The organism is Halomonas sp. H10-9-1 (genome assembly GCF_040147005.1).
GTDB lineage: Bacteria > Pseudomonadota > Gammaproteobacteria > Pseudomonadales > Halomonadaceae > Halomonas.
The window spans coordinates 3,705,915-3,720,316 of sequence record NZ_JAMSHO010000001.1 but is presented as its reverse complement, the minus strand read 5'-3'; the positions used below and the strand labels follow the sequence as shown (position 1 = coordinate 3,720,316).

Below are 14,402 nucleotides of genomic sequence, written 5' to 3'. Positions count from 1 at the left end.
GTCGGCGCTCATGCTGGGGCGGGGTCGGTCCGCCGGCAGCGGGCGACGGCGTCGGTGATGGCGTCGATCGCCTTGGGCCGCGGGAAGCTGGCGCGCCAGGCGATGGCCACGGTGCGCATCGGTGCGGGAGATGCGAAGGGCAAGCTGGCCAGCAGGCCACTCTCGTAGTGGACGGTGCCGATGGCAGAGCGCGGCAGCACCGTGATGCCGAGCTTGGAGGCCACCATGTGGCGGATGGTCTCCAGCGACCCGCCCTCGGCGGTCAGGGTATTGTGGGGACTGGCGAGCTTCTGGCTGATCGCCGGACAGGCCTCGAGGATCTGGTCGCGGAAGCAGTGTCCCTCGCCGAGCAGCAGCAGGCGCTCCTGGAGCAACTCCTCCTTGTGCACGCAGTCGCGGCCGGCCATGGGGTGATCCGCCGGTACCAGTACCTCGAACTCCTCCTCATACAGCGCCTTGGTGAGCACGTCGGTCTCGGTGAAGGGCAGGGCGATGATGATGGCGTCGAGCTCTCCGTTGCGCAGCTTGCGGCGCAAGTTGCCGGTGAAGCCCTCCTCGATATAGAGCGGCATCTGGGGGGCGCTGCGGGCCAGTTCCGGCACCAGGTGGGGGAAGAGGTAGGGGCCGATGGTGTAGATGGCGCCGATGCGCAGGGGACTCGCCAGCTGGTCGCGGCCGGCGGTGGCCAGCTCCTTGATCACGCTGGCCTGTTCCAGCACCCGCTGGGCCTGCTCGACGATCTTCTCGCCGAGCGGCGTGACCTGGACCGTAGACTTGGAGCGCTCGAAGAGCGGCACGCCGAGCTCCTCCTCGAGCTTCTTCACCGCCACCGACAGGGTCGGCTGGGAGACGAAGCAGCGCTCGGCGGCACGACCAAAGTGGCGTTCCTGGGCCAGTGTCACGATGTAGCGGAGTTCTGTTAGAGTCATGCTGGTTGCCTTGCAGGCATCCTCTTGAAATTCCAATAGGGACTTTTTATCAGGGGGCAGGGAAAAGGTGAAGACAACCACACTGATTCTAGGTTGCGGGGACATCGGCACCGCGCTGGGGCGGCGCCTGCAGGAGGCGGGGCAGCGGGTGATTGGCGCCCGGCGTAACGTCCAGGCGCTGGCCGACAGCGGGCTCGAGACGGCCGCCATCGACCTCACCGACCCGAGCAGCCTGGCGGCGCTGCCGGATGCGGAGATCGTGGTCTACGTGGCCAGCGCCGACCGCTTCGAGGAGGCCGCCTATCGGGCCGCCTATCCCGAGGGACTGGCGGCGACCCTGGCCGAGTTCGGCACCCGTGAGGTGCCGCCGCGACACGTCTTCTTCGTCTCCTCCACCAGCGTCTATGCCCAGCGCGACGGCGAGACGGTGGACGAGACGAGCCCCACCGAACCCACCGGCTTCGCGGGTCAGCTGATGTACGAGGCCGAGCGGGTGCTGCTCGAGCATACCCTGCCCGGTAGCGTGGTGCGCTTCTCGGGCATCTACGGTCCCGGCCGCGACCGCCTGATCCGCCAGGTCGGCGAGGGGCGCATCGCCCCCCCCAGCCCCGCCATGTACACCAATCGCATCCACCGCGACGACTGCGCCGGAGTGCTGGCGCACCTGATCGGCCGGGTGCTCGACGGCGAGGCCGTCGATGAGCTCTACCTGGCCACCGACTGCGAGCCGGCGCCACTGCACGATGTGATGGCCTGGCTGGCCAAGCAGCTCAAGGTCGAGGCGACCGAGACCATCCAGTCGCCGCTGCGCCGCCGCGCCAGCAAGCGCTGCAGCAATGCCCGGCTGCTGGAGAGCGGCTACCAGTTCCGCTATTCCAGCTTCCGTGAGGGCTACGCCCAGGTACTCAGGGAGGGGGGCTTTCTGCCCGAGAAGGCCTGAGGCGCCTACGCGCCGGCCGCTCAAGCCGAGCGCGCCAGGACCTCGTAGCGAGGCCCGTCGTCCAGGGTGAAGGAGCGCAGCAGGGTCAGCCGTCGCCAGCGCCAGGCAAGCTCGACCGGCGGCAGCGCCTCGGTCGACAGGTGCCGCGACCGCCGCAGCAGGGTGACGTGCGGCATGAAGCGTGACGGCCGCCCGCCATGGCCCAGGCGCTCCAGCCCATCCCATAGCCGCGCCTGCAGCGCGGTGAGTGCCGGGTCGGGCGTTCTCCCCCCGACCCAGACGATGCCAGGGCGCCGAAAGGCGCCCCAGCAATCCAGGTGCCACTCGCCACCCGCGGGCGTCTCGCCCTGCAGCCACGCCACCAGCGCCTCGGCCTGCGCCGCTTCCACCTCGCCGAGGAAGGCCAGGGTCAGGTGCAGGCTGGCGTCCGACACCCGCCGCCCGCCGCAGCGGGCCCGGGCGATATCGGCCAGCGCCCCCAGCCGCGCACGCAGCTCGGGGGGCGGTTCCAGCGCAAGAAACAGTCTCAAGTCGATTTTCCAGCACTTCAGAAAAGGATGGAGTCGCGTTACGAGCGATGAGAGGCTGGTTGCCGCCGGAGCGCAGCTCCCGGAGTGTAGCCTGCTACATGAGGAGAGCGAGCACCGCCGGCGGCCAGGATCTCGAGCGCAGTAGCGAATCCGCCTTTTCTGTTAGTCGCCGATGACCATCACGCCTTCCGCCTCGAACTGCGCGCCCTTGGGCAGCGCCTTGATGCCGACGGCGGCGCGCGCGGGATAGGGCTTCTCGAAGAACTCCTCCATGACGGCGTTGACCACCGCGAACTGGCCCAGGTCGACCAGGTAGAGGTTCAGCTTGACGATGTCCTGCAGGGAGCCGGCGGCCTCCTCGCAGACGGCACGCAGGTTGGTGAAGACCTGGCGGGCCTGGGCCTCGAAATCGTCGGAGACCAGCTCCATGGTGGCCGGGTCCAGCGGGATCTGGCCGGAGAGGTAGACGGTGTTGCCGGCCTTGATGGCCTGGGAGTAGGGGCCGATGGCGGCGGGGGCCTTCTCGGTGTTGATCACGGCCTTGTTGCTCATGGTGTGCTCCTTAACGTTGGGAGTGTGTCGACGCTGTTCGTCTATGAAAGACGGCCCGATCGCCCGCATGGGGCGCTGTCGGGCCGTTGGGGGAAGCTTAGTTGCCGAGGCGGTTGATACGCTCGACATGGGAGAGGTTGCGCAGCCGCTTGATGATGCGTGCCAGGTGGACGCGGTCGCGCACCGCCAGGGTCAGGTTGACCGTGGCCAGGTGAGCATCGCGCTCCTCGATGCCGATGCGCTCGATATTGGCATCGGCATCGGTGACCACCCCGGCGAGTTCGGCCACCAGGCCACGGCGACTCTCCACCTCGAGGCGCAGCGCCACCGGGAAGTCCTCGTCGATGCTCTCCGCCCACTCCAGGGGGAAGAGCTTTTCGGGGTCATCCTTGAGTTCGCCGAGGTTACGGCACTCGGCGCGGTGGATCACGATGCCCTTGCCCACCGAGAGGTGGCCCACCACCGGGTCGCCAGGCAGCGGGTGACAGCAGCGAGCAAACTTGATCACCATGCCCTCGGCGCCGCTGATCACGATGGGCCCGTGCTGGCGGTCGGAGCGAACCGTCGCCTCGCCATGCTGCAGGTCCATCAGGCGCCGGGCGATGACATGAGCGACCCGCGAGCCGAGGCCGATGGACTCGAGCAGGGCATCCTCGTTCTTCAGGCCCAGCTCGACGAGCAGGCCGGGAAGCAGCCCGTCGGGTAGCTCCTCCAGGCTGGTCTCGAACTCGCCGAGGGCCTTGTTGAGCAGTCGTCGGCCCAGCTGTACCGCCTCGGTGTGCTGCTGGTGCTTCAAGGCATGGCGGATCGCCGAGCGCGCCTTGGCGGTGGCCACGAAGTTGAGCCAGGAGAGGTTGGGGCGTGCCCCGGGGGCGGTGATGATCTCCAGGGTCTGGCCGCTCTCCAGGCGGGTCGAGAGGGGGGTCAGGTGGCGGTCGATGCGGCAGGCGATGGTGCTGTTGCCGATATCGGTGTGCACGCTGTAGGCAAAGTCGATCACCGTGGCGCCCTGGGGCAGCTCCATGATGTCGCCCTTGGGGGTGAACACGTAGATATCGTCGGGGAAGAGGTCGTTCTTGACGTGCTCGATAAACTCCAGCGAGTCGCCCGCGTGGCGCTGCATCTCCAGCAGGCCCTTGATCCAGGAGCGGGCCCGGGCGCGGCTACCCTCGGCGATGGGGTGGTCGGTCTGGCCCGCCTTGTAGAGCCAGTGGGCGGCGATGCCGTTGTTGGCCATGGCCTCCATTTCGCGGGTACGGATCTGCACCTCGATGGGCATGCCGCCAGGGCCGAACAGGGTGGTGTGCAGGCTCTGGTAGCCGTTGGCCTTGGGGATGGCGATATAGTCCTTGAAGCGCCCGGGCACCGGCTTGTAGAGGTTGTGCACCATGCCGAGGATGCGATAGCAGCTGTCGACATCCTCGGTGAGGATGCGGAAACCGAAGACATCCATGATCTCGTTGAACGACTTGCGCTGGTCGCGCATCTTGCGGTAGATCGAGAGCAGATGCTTCTGGCGCCCCACCACGGTGCTGGGCAGCCCCTCAGCGTCGAGGCTGCGCTGCAGGTTGTTCTGGATCTGGCGGATCGTCGAGCGACGGTGGCCCCGGGCGCTGGAGACGGCGCGCTTGATGCGCTCGGCACGCATCGGGTGGAGGGCGTGGAAGGAGAGGTCCTCGAGCTCCACGCGGATGGTGTTGATGCCCAGCCGGTTGGCGATGCGGGCGTAGATCTCCAGGGTCTCGCGGGCGATGCGGCGCTTCTTCTCGGGGCGCAGGGCACCCAGGGTGCGCATGTTGTGCAGGCGGTCGGCGAGCTTGACGATGATCACCCGGATGTCCCGGGACATCGCCAGCACCATCTTCTGGAAATTTTCCGCCTGGGCGACCGCCTTGTCCTCGAAGGCGATCTGGGTCAGCTTGGAGACGCCATCCACCAGCTCCGCGACCGGGGCCCCGAACTGGCGGGCCAGGGCTTCCTTGTCGACACCGGTATCCTCGATGACGTCGTGCAGCATGGCCGCCATCAGGCTCTGATGGTCCATATGCATGTTGGCGAGGATGTTGGCGACCGCCAGGGGGTGGGTGACGTAGGCTTCGCCGGAGCGCCGGCGCTGGCCGTCGTGGGCCTGCTCGGCGTAGTAGAAGGCGCGCTTGACCTGCTGGATCTCGCCCTGGGGTAGGTAGCCGCCGAGACGGTCGGCCAGGTCATCGATGGTGAACATGCGGCGCGCCCTGACTCCTGCGTGAGTGTCCGGAAAGGGAGGACGGCGCCCAGGCGCCGTCATGGATCACTCCTCGGTGAAGCTGCCGTACTGGGGCTGGGGCGGACGCACCAGGGCCTCGATGGGCTCGTCGAGCACGCTGGAGTCGACCAGGCCGGCGGCGATCTCGCGCAGGGCCATGACGGTGGGCTTGTCGTTCTCCCACGGCAACATGGCGTCGCGGGAACCGCGAGCCAGCTGGCGGGCGCGGTGGGTGGAGATCATCACCAGCTTGAAGCGGTTTTCGACGTTTTCCAGACAATCTTCGACTGTGACTCGCGCCATGGGTGCCTTCCTGAAGAGCTGACGGGACCCCGACGTCAGGCACGCGCCGGGCGCGTGGACGGGAGTCCGCTATGGGTAGACCCGCTAGGTTACTCGACGCCCGGCAGCGCTGACAAGCGCCAAGGAGGCAGGGCTCAGGCGAGCAGCGCCTGGAGCAGGGCGGCGTGGGTGGTGGCGGCGCGCTCGCGGGTCAGCCGCCGCGACACCACCAGGGCACGCAGCTCATCCAGGGCGGTGGTGAAGTCGTCGTTGATCACCAGGTAGTCATACTCGTCGTGGTGGGACATCTCGCTCACCGCATCGCGCATGCGCCGCTGGATCACCGCGTGATCGTCGGTGCCTCGACCCGCCAGGCGCCGCTCCAGCTCCTCACGCGAGGGCGGCAGGATGAACACCGACACCGCCTCGGGCATCTGCTGGCGCACCTGGCGCGCGCCCTGCCAGTCGATCTCCAGGATCACGTCCTGGCCGGCGGCCAGCGCTGCCTGCACTGCCGGGCGCGAGGTGCCGTAGTAGTTGTCGAACACCCGGGCGTGCTCGAAGAACTCGCCGCGCTCAATCATCGCCTCGAAGGCGGGCACGTCAACGAAGTGGTAGTTGACGCCGTCCACCTCGCCCTCGCGACGGGCGCGGGTGGTATGGGAGACCGAGACCTGGAGGCCATCGAGGCTCTCGATCAGCTCGCGCACCAGGCTGGTCTTGCCGGCGCCAGAGGGGGCGGAAACGATGAAGAGGGTACCCTGGTGCATGGTCGGCATCCCTGTATGGCAGCTGGATGAAGCGGCATGGCCGTCGCGGAGCGCGAAGTATCGCATGAATCGTCGGCGTGCTGCAGGGGCTGTTCATTCCCTGCCGCGGGCTATCCCAGCACTTTTCTCAGGTTTTCCTGCATGGACGACTTGAAGGCTTCATCGTGGGCCAGCAGCTTGTAGAGTTCTAGATCGGCGCGGCGGCGCTTCAGCATCACCTCCTCGAAGATCTTTTCGAAAGCCAGCACCCGGTTGTGGGTGTCCTGGTTGTTCTTGTACTTCTCCTCGAAGTCCGGGTGAGCTTCGATGCTCCTGGCGATGCTGAGAAACTTGACGCGCTGCTCTTCCGGCGTGGCTTCCCAGCCCTGGAACCAGCGTTCGTTGAAGGTGCGGATGATCTCGTCCAGCGGATCGGCATCGGCGCCACCGTCATGGGCGCCGCGAGGGTTCGGGTTGGTGGGGTCGAGCTCCGTGGGTGTCTCGTCCAGCCCGATTCGATGGCCAAGTTTGACCCGTTCCAGGCCGTAGGACGACAGGTCGACCGACTCCAGCAGCGCATCGATCTGGTCGGCTTCCCTGTCACGGACGATAAGCTTGGGAATCAGGAACTTGAGAAACCAGAACAGCTTTTCCCAGTCGACAACCTCATACGGCATGATCGAGGCCATCTGGCTGTAGATCTTCACGAACTGCTTGGCCTTGATCTTGAAATCTGCCTTGTGCGGATCGTCGAGCTCCAACTCATTGTTGAAGCGATCGGCCGCCGTATCGATCAGCGGGCTCAGCACTTGGGCATCGGCATTACCGAAGTAGTGCCCGATGAAGCTTTCCACCTCCTGCCACTCATAGACACCGACCTCGTCCAGGGCCTCCTTGAGCTCATGCAGCACGTTGACATCGGTCGGCTCCGACAGGCTGGTGGCCGTGTAGAAATCATCGAAGGCCTTCTTGATGTCGTCGGTGGTGTTGAAGAAGTCCAGGACGAAGAGATCCTCGGTCTTCTTGCCCAGCTTCGTTGCCGCGCGGTTGAGGCGGGAAAGGGTCTGGACCGCGAGTACACCCTGGAGCTTCTTGTCCACGTACATGGCCGTCAGCTTCGGCTGGTCGAAGCCGGTCAGGTACTTGTTGGCCACCACCAGCAGCCGGTACTCGTCGCCGTCGAACGCCTCCCTCGTCTCGGCCTCGGGGAAGCCGTTGATGTCGGCCTCGGTGTAGTCGATGCCATCCATCGTCTTGGTTCCCGAGAAGGCCACCAGCGCCTTGAAGGGTGTGCCACGCTCTTCCAGCAGGCGCGAGATGGCCTGGTGGTAGCGGATGGCAGCCTCGATGTTCTGGGTGACCACCATGCCCTTGGCCTTGCCCTTCAGCTTCTTGTGATTGACCACCTGCTGGATGAAGTGGTCGAGCATGATCTCCGCCTTGGCACGGATGGTCTGGGGGTGCCGCTCCACGTAGGCACGCAGTTTCTTCTGGGCCCTGGCCGTATCGAACAGCGGGTTATCGTCAATGGACTTCTGGATCTCGTAGTAGCTGCGGTAGGTGGTGTAGTTGGCCAGCACGTCGAGGATGAAGCCCTCCTCGATGGCCTGCTTCATCGAGTAGAGGTGGAAAGGCTTGAACTCGCCCTCTGGGGTGGCCTGGCCGAACTTCTCCAGCGTGCTGCGCTTGGGGGTGGCGGTGAAGGCGAAATAGGAGGCATTGCCGCGCATCCGGCGGGCGCGCATGGCCTGGAGCACCTGGTCCTGCACGTCCTCCTCGGACTCGGCGTCGCCACCCATGGCCTGGTTCATCTTGCCGTGGGCATCGCCATCCTGAGAGCCGTGCGCCTCATCGATGATCACGGCGAAGCGCTTGTCGCTCAGGTCGCTGATGCCATCGATGATGTAGGGAAACTTCTGGATGGTGGTGATGATGATCTTCTTGCTCTGTTCCAGGGCCATCTTCAGGTCGGCCGAGCGTTGTGCCGGCGCAACGATATTCTTGATCTCCGAGAAATCCCGGATGTTATCGCGTAGCTGCCTGTCGAGTAGCCGCCTGTCGGTGACCACGATGACCGAGTCGAACAGTGGCGTTTCCAGCCCGCGGGCACCGCGCACGTCCTCGGCGCTTGGGTAGGTCTCGATCAGCTGGTAGGCCGCCCAGGTGATCGAGTTGGACTTGCCCGAGCCGGCCGAGTGCTGCACCAGATAGGTCTGGCCGACGCCATGCTCGCTGACGTGGGCCACCAGGCGGCGCACGACATCCAACTGGTGATAGCGGGGGAAGAACAGTGTCCGCCTGGTTAGCGGCATGCGGCTGCTGCCGTCCAGGCGCATGAAGTGCTGGATGATGTTGGCCACGCTCTCGCGGGTGAAGACCTCCTGCCACAGGTAGGCGCTGCGATGGCCGTGCGGGTTGCGCGGATTGCCCGCGCCGTGGCTCTCGCTGCCCTGGTTGAAAGGGAGGAAGTCGGTTCTCGGGCCCGACAGCCGCGTGGTCATGTAGACCTCGTCGGTATCCACGGTCATGTGCACCAGGCAGCGCCCGAACTGCAGCAGCGGCTGGCTGGGGTCGCGGTCCTGCCGATACTGCTTCTGGCCGTGATAGCGCGCGGTCTGCCCGGTCCAGGGGTTCTTCAGCTCCAGGGTGGCGAAGGGCAGGCCGTTGATGAACAGCACCATGTCGATTTCTTCGAGGCTGTTGGCCAGCGAATAGCGTACCTGGCGGGTGCAGCTGAACCGGTTGGCCGCGAAGCGTTCCTTGACGCTGGCCGAGCTGCTGGCCAGCGGCGCGGGATACATCAGGGTGAAGTGAGCGTCATCGAGGCTCAGCCCCTTCTTGAGCAGGTGCAGCAGGCCATGCTTGCCGACCAGGCGGTCGTAGCGCTCCAGCAGCTTGCGCTCCCAGTCCGGGTGGCGCTGCCTGAGCTTGTCCAGTTCCTTGGCCTGGGTGGCCTCGAGGAAGCGCCACAGCTGGTGGGTATCGACGGCGTAGTGCGGATTGAAGTGCTCGGGGCGGCCCGGGTGGTAGCCATGCGCCGGGCTGAAGGGGCGTTCGGCCTGGCTCTCGCCCAGTGTGATGCCGTCCTCGCGGCAGTTGCCCGTCAGGGCGCGCTCGATGCTCGCTTCCAGTGCCTGCTCGTTCGTCTGGCTGACCATGACCTCTCCTGCGTATGACCTGGCGTCCCTGTGCCTTGTCAAATGACGAATTTTTTATAATTCATTGTTATTAATAGACTTTCTTGTGCTCCGTTGCTTCTGTCAGGGTGGCCCATCAAATGGCCGTCAAATGAAGCTTTCCTGCCCCTCTTTGCCTTCGAGCCGCAGCCATTCTTTAGCTTGTAGGGCCGAGGGAATGTCTAGAAATGTCTAGCGAGTGGCGGTTAGACATTTGTCGATGACCGCATAACCATTTGTAAAATATAGCTTATTTTCAAAGATTCCTGCAGCTTCCGGCTCGCTTCGCGTCTGCATTCGTCTAATTCTGTGGGTTAGTAGCCTCTCTGGCACGGAGAGAAAGCGAGCGCCATTAAATGAGAACGTCCCAGGCCCAATAGGGAACGTAACGGTAGGCCTTGCCCTTCCGTGGAGTCGGACGCCGCTGGCAACAGCGCAATGACTACTCCTCATCGCCGGGTAATTTACCAGACTGTCTTTCAAGCCGTTTTTGTTCACTTTTTACTCGGCGCTGCAACTTCTTGATGTCTTCCTCGGGCGGCAGGTTTTCCGGCTGAATACCACGCTGACCCAGCATATCGCGGACGCTTACATTGTTCTGTTCATGCTCCTGGGTAATCGACTTTTCGCCTTGCAGGTTTTCCTGCATGACATTGTGGTTGGTCATCTCTGTGGCCAGGTTCTTGGCCGCGATGGTCAGTGTGGGCAGAAAGTCGGCGAGTGGGCGGCTTTTGGTGATGCCGTAGCGCTGCTTCATCAGCTGGGTGGTGTTACCGCCGAAGAGGGCGGCATCTCCCCGTGAGCGGATACGTCCAAAGCCCTTGTCATCCACGCCCCGTTCGTAGATGTTCTGCGACAGGCCCTTTTCGGATTCACGCAGACGCTCCCGGGCATCCATCCGGGCAATCAGCCGCATGCGGTCTTCAATCAGCTCCTGCTTGCGGGTCTGTACGGCGAAGTAGCTTTGGGCAAAGGCAATGGGTTCCTTGCGTGGATCCCCGTTCTGCGCAATCAGATAGCAGGCATAGCGAGTGAGCATGAAGTCATCCACTGGTCGCTCAGAGCCACTGCCCAGGGGGACCATTTTCGTGACGCCACGAAAATGGTCTTCATGGCTATAACCCGTTGATTCAAAAGACTCTATGGCCCGGCGGATGGCGGTCTGGAAATTCTCCCATCGCGCATAGCCCAGCGGCTTCATCAGGTCGCGGGCAAACCAGAACTCGATGTCTTCTTCAGGAACGGTGTGGCTCAGGTCGTCAAACTGGCTTCGCATTCTATTTATATCCATGAGTTCTCCTTAGGTCCATCCATGGAAAGGGCGGGGGCGGGATCCTCCACGCCGGGCACCCGGATCTTGCCGGTGACGGCGCTATCGATCAGGGTGGCGCGATACTCCTTGAGGCGCTCGATCTGGCCTTGGAAGAGGGAAATAGCCCTGTCGATTCGGGTCGATTCCTGGTCGATATAATGAACGATGTGATCCTGTTCATCGAGTGGAGGAATGAGGGTGAGCATTTGCTTGAATTCTTGCCAGTAGAGTCGCTTGCGGAAATCGGTAATACCCTTGGAGTGGCGGTCCATCTGGTGGACGAAGAGCGGGGTCCGATACAGGTGCTCGAAGTATTTTGACCGAATAGTGGAATCCGGAATCGCCACTGTGTAGGCCGGGCTTACCATGCCTGTCGTCGTCACGGCACCGATGGCGCCCTGCCAGGCGCGCATCATGTTGTAGACGATATCGCCGGGCTGGACGAGGCTATATTTGGTTTGGTCCCCGATCTTGACCCTCCCTCTCAGGTTTTCGTCTTCGCTTAGCTCGCCACTGGATACGCCGGAGCGAATGGATACGGTGAGAAGCGGCAAGCCTTCCTTGCCAGGCTCGACACGCTCGGTAAATAGGGTGCGATTATGACTGACTCCCCAGTGCTGCGGGATCTCTCCAAGCCACTCAATGCCGGAATCCTGCATGGGCGCGTCTGGATAAAGCCCGCGGGTAACGGCATTCTGAATCAGGATCTGTTTGCGTTCTTTTAGCAGGGAAATCTGCTTTTCTTTTATCCTGATGGCAGCTTTGATTTTACGGAAATTGCTCTCAATAAATTTGGAGATGGCAATTTGCTCATCCGTTGGAGGCAGAGGGAAGTGTACATTCTCGATGACGGCAACAGAAATTCCAGGCTGAGCGGTAGATTGAGACAGTCGGTTGAAATCCGCTGACCTGATTGCTTCACCTAACCATGTGATTGCAGTTGGTTCCTTGGGAGTCACAACAATGGCATGTTCAGAGGCATAGAATTTACCTTCTGAATAATTTATGTTGCCGCATAGTGCGCCTTGGCGACCAATGAGCGGAAGCCGTCCCTCTCGGTTATAGGTTGCAGTGTACCCCCGGAAGCCGTTTCCTCCAAAAACCGGGTAGCCAGATTCACTGAAATGGTCTGGTGATATGCTGTCGCCACTCTGCAAAGATGCAATATGCTTTAGAGCCTTGCAGCTCCAGTGTGATGGAATCCTTCCAGCCCATTTGGCACTGGAGTCTTTATACGACCTATATGAGGATACTTTGTGTGGGGTGTTAAACACTTTCGACCCCCGTTACTTCTTCAACCCCAATACCCAAAATATCGGCAATCAGCCCTTCCGCCTGCTGCTCCAGCGCCACGATATCGCGGGCGACCTCCTCCATGCTGCGCAGCGGCTGGTGCTTGTAGAAATACTTGTTGAAGCTGATCTCATAGCCGATCTTCACCGATGCCATGTTGATCCATGCTTCCGGCACATGGGGCTTGACCTCGTCCAGGAAGAAGCCGTGGATGCTCTGGTCGAGGGGAATGCTCTCGCTGTCGCGTAGCTCCGCGCTCGCCTCATAGGTGACATACTCGCCCGGCTTGCCGGTGGGCGTATAGCCGAAGTCGGGCAGGTCCTCTTCCCGGCAGCCCAGGAACGCGAGGCGCTGGGCGAGTACCTCGCCGGTCAGTTTCACGGTCTGCTTGATGACCTTCTCGGCATCCTCGCTGTACCAGCTCATGGCGTTGAGGATGGCGCCCTTGTCGCCGGCGGAGAGCTTGATGCCCTTCCGCTTGCCAAGCGCCTTGAACTCCTGTTCCACCAGTGCCTTGAAGCGGTTGTAGTCTTTGAACTCCTCGACCCCGATGGCCGCCATCAGCTCCTGGGCGGCGCTGACCAGGGTGAGGTGTTTCTGCCAGGTGGCCTCATCCAGCAGCTTCCTGCGCTGCTTGGCATTGAGGCCCAGCCCCTGCTCCTCGCACCAGGCGAGGATCGCCTTCTCGTGCTCCTTGAGGGCGCCAGGCTCGTAGATCGCGTCGCCCCACTGCGCATAGGCCCATGCCATGGGCTCGCGCAGGGCCTTGTCGAAGCGCAGGGTCTCGATGCGCTCGGCGCTGAACTGCGCCTTGCGCCGATCGGGGCGTTCGATGGTGACCTTGTGGTAGCCGAAGTCGCGATTGTCGAAGACCTGGGCGGCGATGCCGTCGCCTCCCGCCGGGCGGTCGATGCGTTCCAGTGCCTGATAGCACCGGGTGATCTCGCCGATATGCTCGGGCGAGAACTCGCAGTTCTTGTTGCCGAGGTTCCAGCGCAGCTTGCGGTAGAGCAGGCTGGCGTCGATCAGCTGGACCTTGCCACGACGTGCTTCGGCCTTGCGGTTGCTGAGCAGCCAGATGTAGGTGGTGATGCCGGTGTTGTAGAACAGGTTGTTGGGCAGCTGGATGATGGCCTCCAGCAGGTCGTTCTCGATGATATAGCGGCGAATGTTGCTCTCGCCGCTGCCGGCGTCGCCGGTGAACAGGCTGGAACCGTTGTGCACCGAGGCGATGCGTGAGCCCGGGCCGCTCTTGTCGGCCTTCATCTTGCTGATCATCTCCATCAGGAACAGCAGCTGGCCGTCGCTGGAGCGGGGTGTGGCATCGAGGGTTTCGCGATCGCCCCAGTAGTCGGCCAGTGTAACCTTGAAGCGGGGGTCGATGACCTCCTTACCGTCCTTGATGAACTTCTGCTCGCTGGCCCAGCTCTTGCCGTAGGGCGGGTTGGAGAGCATGAAGTCGAAGCGGTCACCGGCGAACTCGTCGGTGGAGAGGGTGGAGCCGGAACGGATGTTGGCTGGGTCGTTGCCCTTGATCATCATGTCGGACTTGCAGATGGCGTAGGTCTCGTCGTTGATCTCCTTGCCGTAGAGATAGACGTCGCCACCGGCGCGGATGGCGCCTTCCTCGTCCTTGATGAAGTTCTGAGACTCGGTGAGCATGCCGCCGCTGCCGCAGGCGGGGTCGTAGATAGTCATCACCGGTGGCAGATGGTCCTTGACGGGATCGAAGACCAGGTGAGTCATCAGCTCGATCACTTCGCGGGGGGTGAAATGCTCACCCGCTTCCTCGTTGTTCTCCTCGTTGAACTTGCGAATCAGCTCCTCGAAGACATAGCCCATGCCGAGGTTGGAGAGCGCCGGCAGGCGGTTGCCGTCCGGATCCTCGACGTCTTCGTGGGTCAGATTGATATAGGGCGAGGTGAACTTCTCCAGCACATCCAGCAGCACGTCCTTGCTGGCCATGTGCCGGATCTGACGGCGGAGGTCGAACTTGTCGATGATCTCCTTGACGTTGGGACTGTAGCCCTCGAGGTACTCCTCGACGTTGGCCAGCAGGATCTGCTGGTTGTTGGTGGCCGTTTTGTAGAGCTGGCTCAGGGTCCACTTGCTGGTGTTGTAGAACACATAGCCGGAAGCGTCGCGCAGCCCCGCCTCGTCCAGCTCTGCCAGACCCAGCTCATTACGCTGCAAGGCCATCTCTTCGGACACTTTCCGCTTGGTGGCTTCCAGCAGGGCGTCGAGCCGGCGCAGAACCACCATCGGCAGGATCACGTCGCGGTACTTGCCGCGCACGTAGACGTCGCGCAGGCAATCGTCGGCGATCGACCAGATGAAGGCAACCAGCTTGTTGTGGGCGGCGTGATTCATGGTACGAAGAGGTTCCTTTCCCTG

Annotated in this window: 11 protein-coding genes; 1 reads left to right on the top strand and 10 read right to left on the bottom strand. The window is 62.9% G+C overall.

The annotated features are described in order from the left end of the window. Positions 1-8: 8 nt before the first annotated feature. A complete protein-coding gene (locus NFH66_RS17360) occupies positions 9-929 on the bottom strand; it encodes a hydrogen peroxide-inducible genes activator (RefSeq protein ID WP_349611545.1) in 921 nt (306 codons plus the stop codon). A 67-nt stretch (positions 930-996) separates the two neighbouring features. Here NFH66_RS17360 and NFH66_RS17355 point away from each other — a divergent pair, with 67 nt between their 5' ends. Next, positions 997-1,869 (top strand): SDR family oxidoreductase, encoded by an 873-nt coding sequence (locus NFH66_RS17355; protein ID WP_349611544.1) that lies wholly within the window; start codon positions 997-999, stop codon positions 1,867-1,869. A gap of 20 nt (positions 1,870-1,889) precedes the next feature. Here NFH66_RS17355 and thpR read toward each other — a convergent pair whose 3' ends face one another. The 9 genes from thpR to NFH66_RS17310 all read right to left on the bottom strand — a co-directional run bounded on the left by thpR (position 1,890) and on the right by NFH66_RS17310 (position 14,378). Beyond that, positions 1,890-2,399 carry an RNA 2',3'-cyclic phosphodiesterase gene (gene thpR / locus NFH66_RS17350; protein ID WP_349611543.1) on the bottom strand — a complete coding sequence of 170 codons (510 nt, stop codon included), beginning with the start codon at positions 2,397-2,399 and terminating at the stop codon, positions 1,890-1,892. Positions 2,400-2,561: 162 nt separating this feature from the next. Then, entirely contained in the window at positions 2,562-2,951 is a 390-nt protein-coding gene (gene ridA, locus NFH66_RS17345; RefSeq protein WP_305796196.1) for a deaminase RidA, read from the bottom strand. A gap of 97 nt (positions 2,952-3,048) precedes the next feature. Further along, positions 3,049-5,175 carry a RelA/SpoT family protein gene (locus NFH66_RS17340; protein WP_349611541.1) on the bottom strand — a complete coding sequence of 709 codons (2,127 nt, stop codon included), beginning with the start codon at positions 5,173-5,175 and terminating at the stop codon, positions 3,049-3,051. Between the two features lie 66 nt (positions 5,176-5,241). Continuing rightward, positions 5,242-5,499 carry a DNA-directed RNA polymerase subunit omega gene (gene rpoZ / locus NFH66_RS17335; RefSeq protein ID WP_349611540.1) on the bottom strand — a complete coding sequence of 86 codons (258 nt, stop codon included), beginning with the start codon at positions 5,497-5,499 and terminating at the stop codon, positions 5,242-5,244. A 134-nt stretch (positions 5,500-5,633) separates the two neighbouring features. Beyond that, a complete protein-coding gene (gmk, locus tag NFH66_RS17330) occupies positions 5,634-6,248 on the bottom strand; it encodes a guanylate kinase (RefSeq protein WP_349611539.1) in 615 nt (204 codons plus the stop codon). Between the two features lie 110 nt (positions 6,249-6,358). Next, complete coding sequence (locus NFH66_RS17325) at positions 6,359-9,385, bottom strand: type I restriction endonuclease subunit R (protein WP_349611537.1); 3,027 nt, start codon at positions 9,383-9,385, stop codon at positions 6,359-6,361. Between the two features lie 460 nt (positions 9,386-9,845). Next, the gene (gene dinD / locus NFH66_RS17320; protein ID WP_349611535.1) at positions 9,846-10,694 is read right to left on the bottom strand and encodes a DNA damage-inducible protein D; all 849 of its coding nucleotides are present in this window, start codon (positions 10,692-10,694) and stop codon (positions 9,846-9,848) included. Continuing rightward, positions 10,685-11,989: a restriction endonuclease subunit S gene (locus NFH66_RS17315; protein WP_349611534.1), complete on the bottom strand. Its 1,305-nt coding sequence runs from the start codon at positions 11,987-11,989 to the stop codon at positions 10,685-10,687. The genes dinD and NFH66_RS17315 overlap by 10 nt, the downstream gene beginning before the upstream one ends. Then, positions 11,982-14,378, bottom strand: coding sequence for a type I restriction-modification system subunit M (locus NFH66_RS17310; RefSeq protein ID WP_349611533.1), 2,397 nt, complete (start codon positions 14,376-14,378; stop codon positions 11,982-11,984). The genes NFH66_RS17315 and NFH66_RS17310 overlap by 8 nt, the downstream gene beginning before the upstream one ends. Positions 14,379-14,402: the final 24 nt, after the last annotated feature.

What these genes read in the sequence shown, in the direction of transcription:
- dinD (WP_349611535.1), bottom strand. Translation starts at nt 10,694, where the DNA reads ATGGATATAAATAGAATGCGAAGCCAGTTTGACGACCTGAGCCACACC.
- NFH66_RS17310 (WP_349611533.1), bottom strand. Translation starts at nt 14,378, where the DNA reads ATGAATCACGCCGCCCACAACAAGCTGGTTGCCTTCATCTGGTCGATC.
- NFH66_RS17340 (WP_349611541.1), bottom strand. Translation starts at nt 5,175, where the DNA reads ATGTTCACCATCGATGACCTGGCCGACCGTCTCGGCGGCTACCTACCC.
- rpoZ (WP_349611540.1), bottom strand. Translation starts at nt 5,499, where the DNA reads ATGGCGCGAGTCACAGTCGAAGATTGTCTGGAAAACGTCGAAAACCGC.
- NFH66_RS17325 (WP_349611537.1), bottom strand. Translation starts at nt 9,385, where the DNA reads ATGGTCAGCCAGACGAACGAGCAGGCACTGGAAGCGAGCATCGAGCGC.
- ridA (WP_305796196.1), bottom strand. Translation starts at nt 2,951, where the DNA reads ATGAGCAACAAGGCCGTGATCAACACCGAGAAGGCCCCCGCCGCCATC.
- NFH66_RS17360 (WP_349611545.1), bottom strand. Translation starts at nt 929, where the DNA reads ATGACTCTAACAGAACTCCGCTACATCGTGACACTGGCCCAGGAACGC.
- gmk (WP_349611539.1), bottom strand. Translation starts at nt 6,248, where the DNA reads ATGCACCAGGGTACCCTCTTCATCGTTTCCGCCCCCTCTGGCGCCGGC.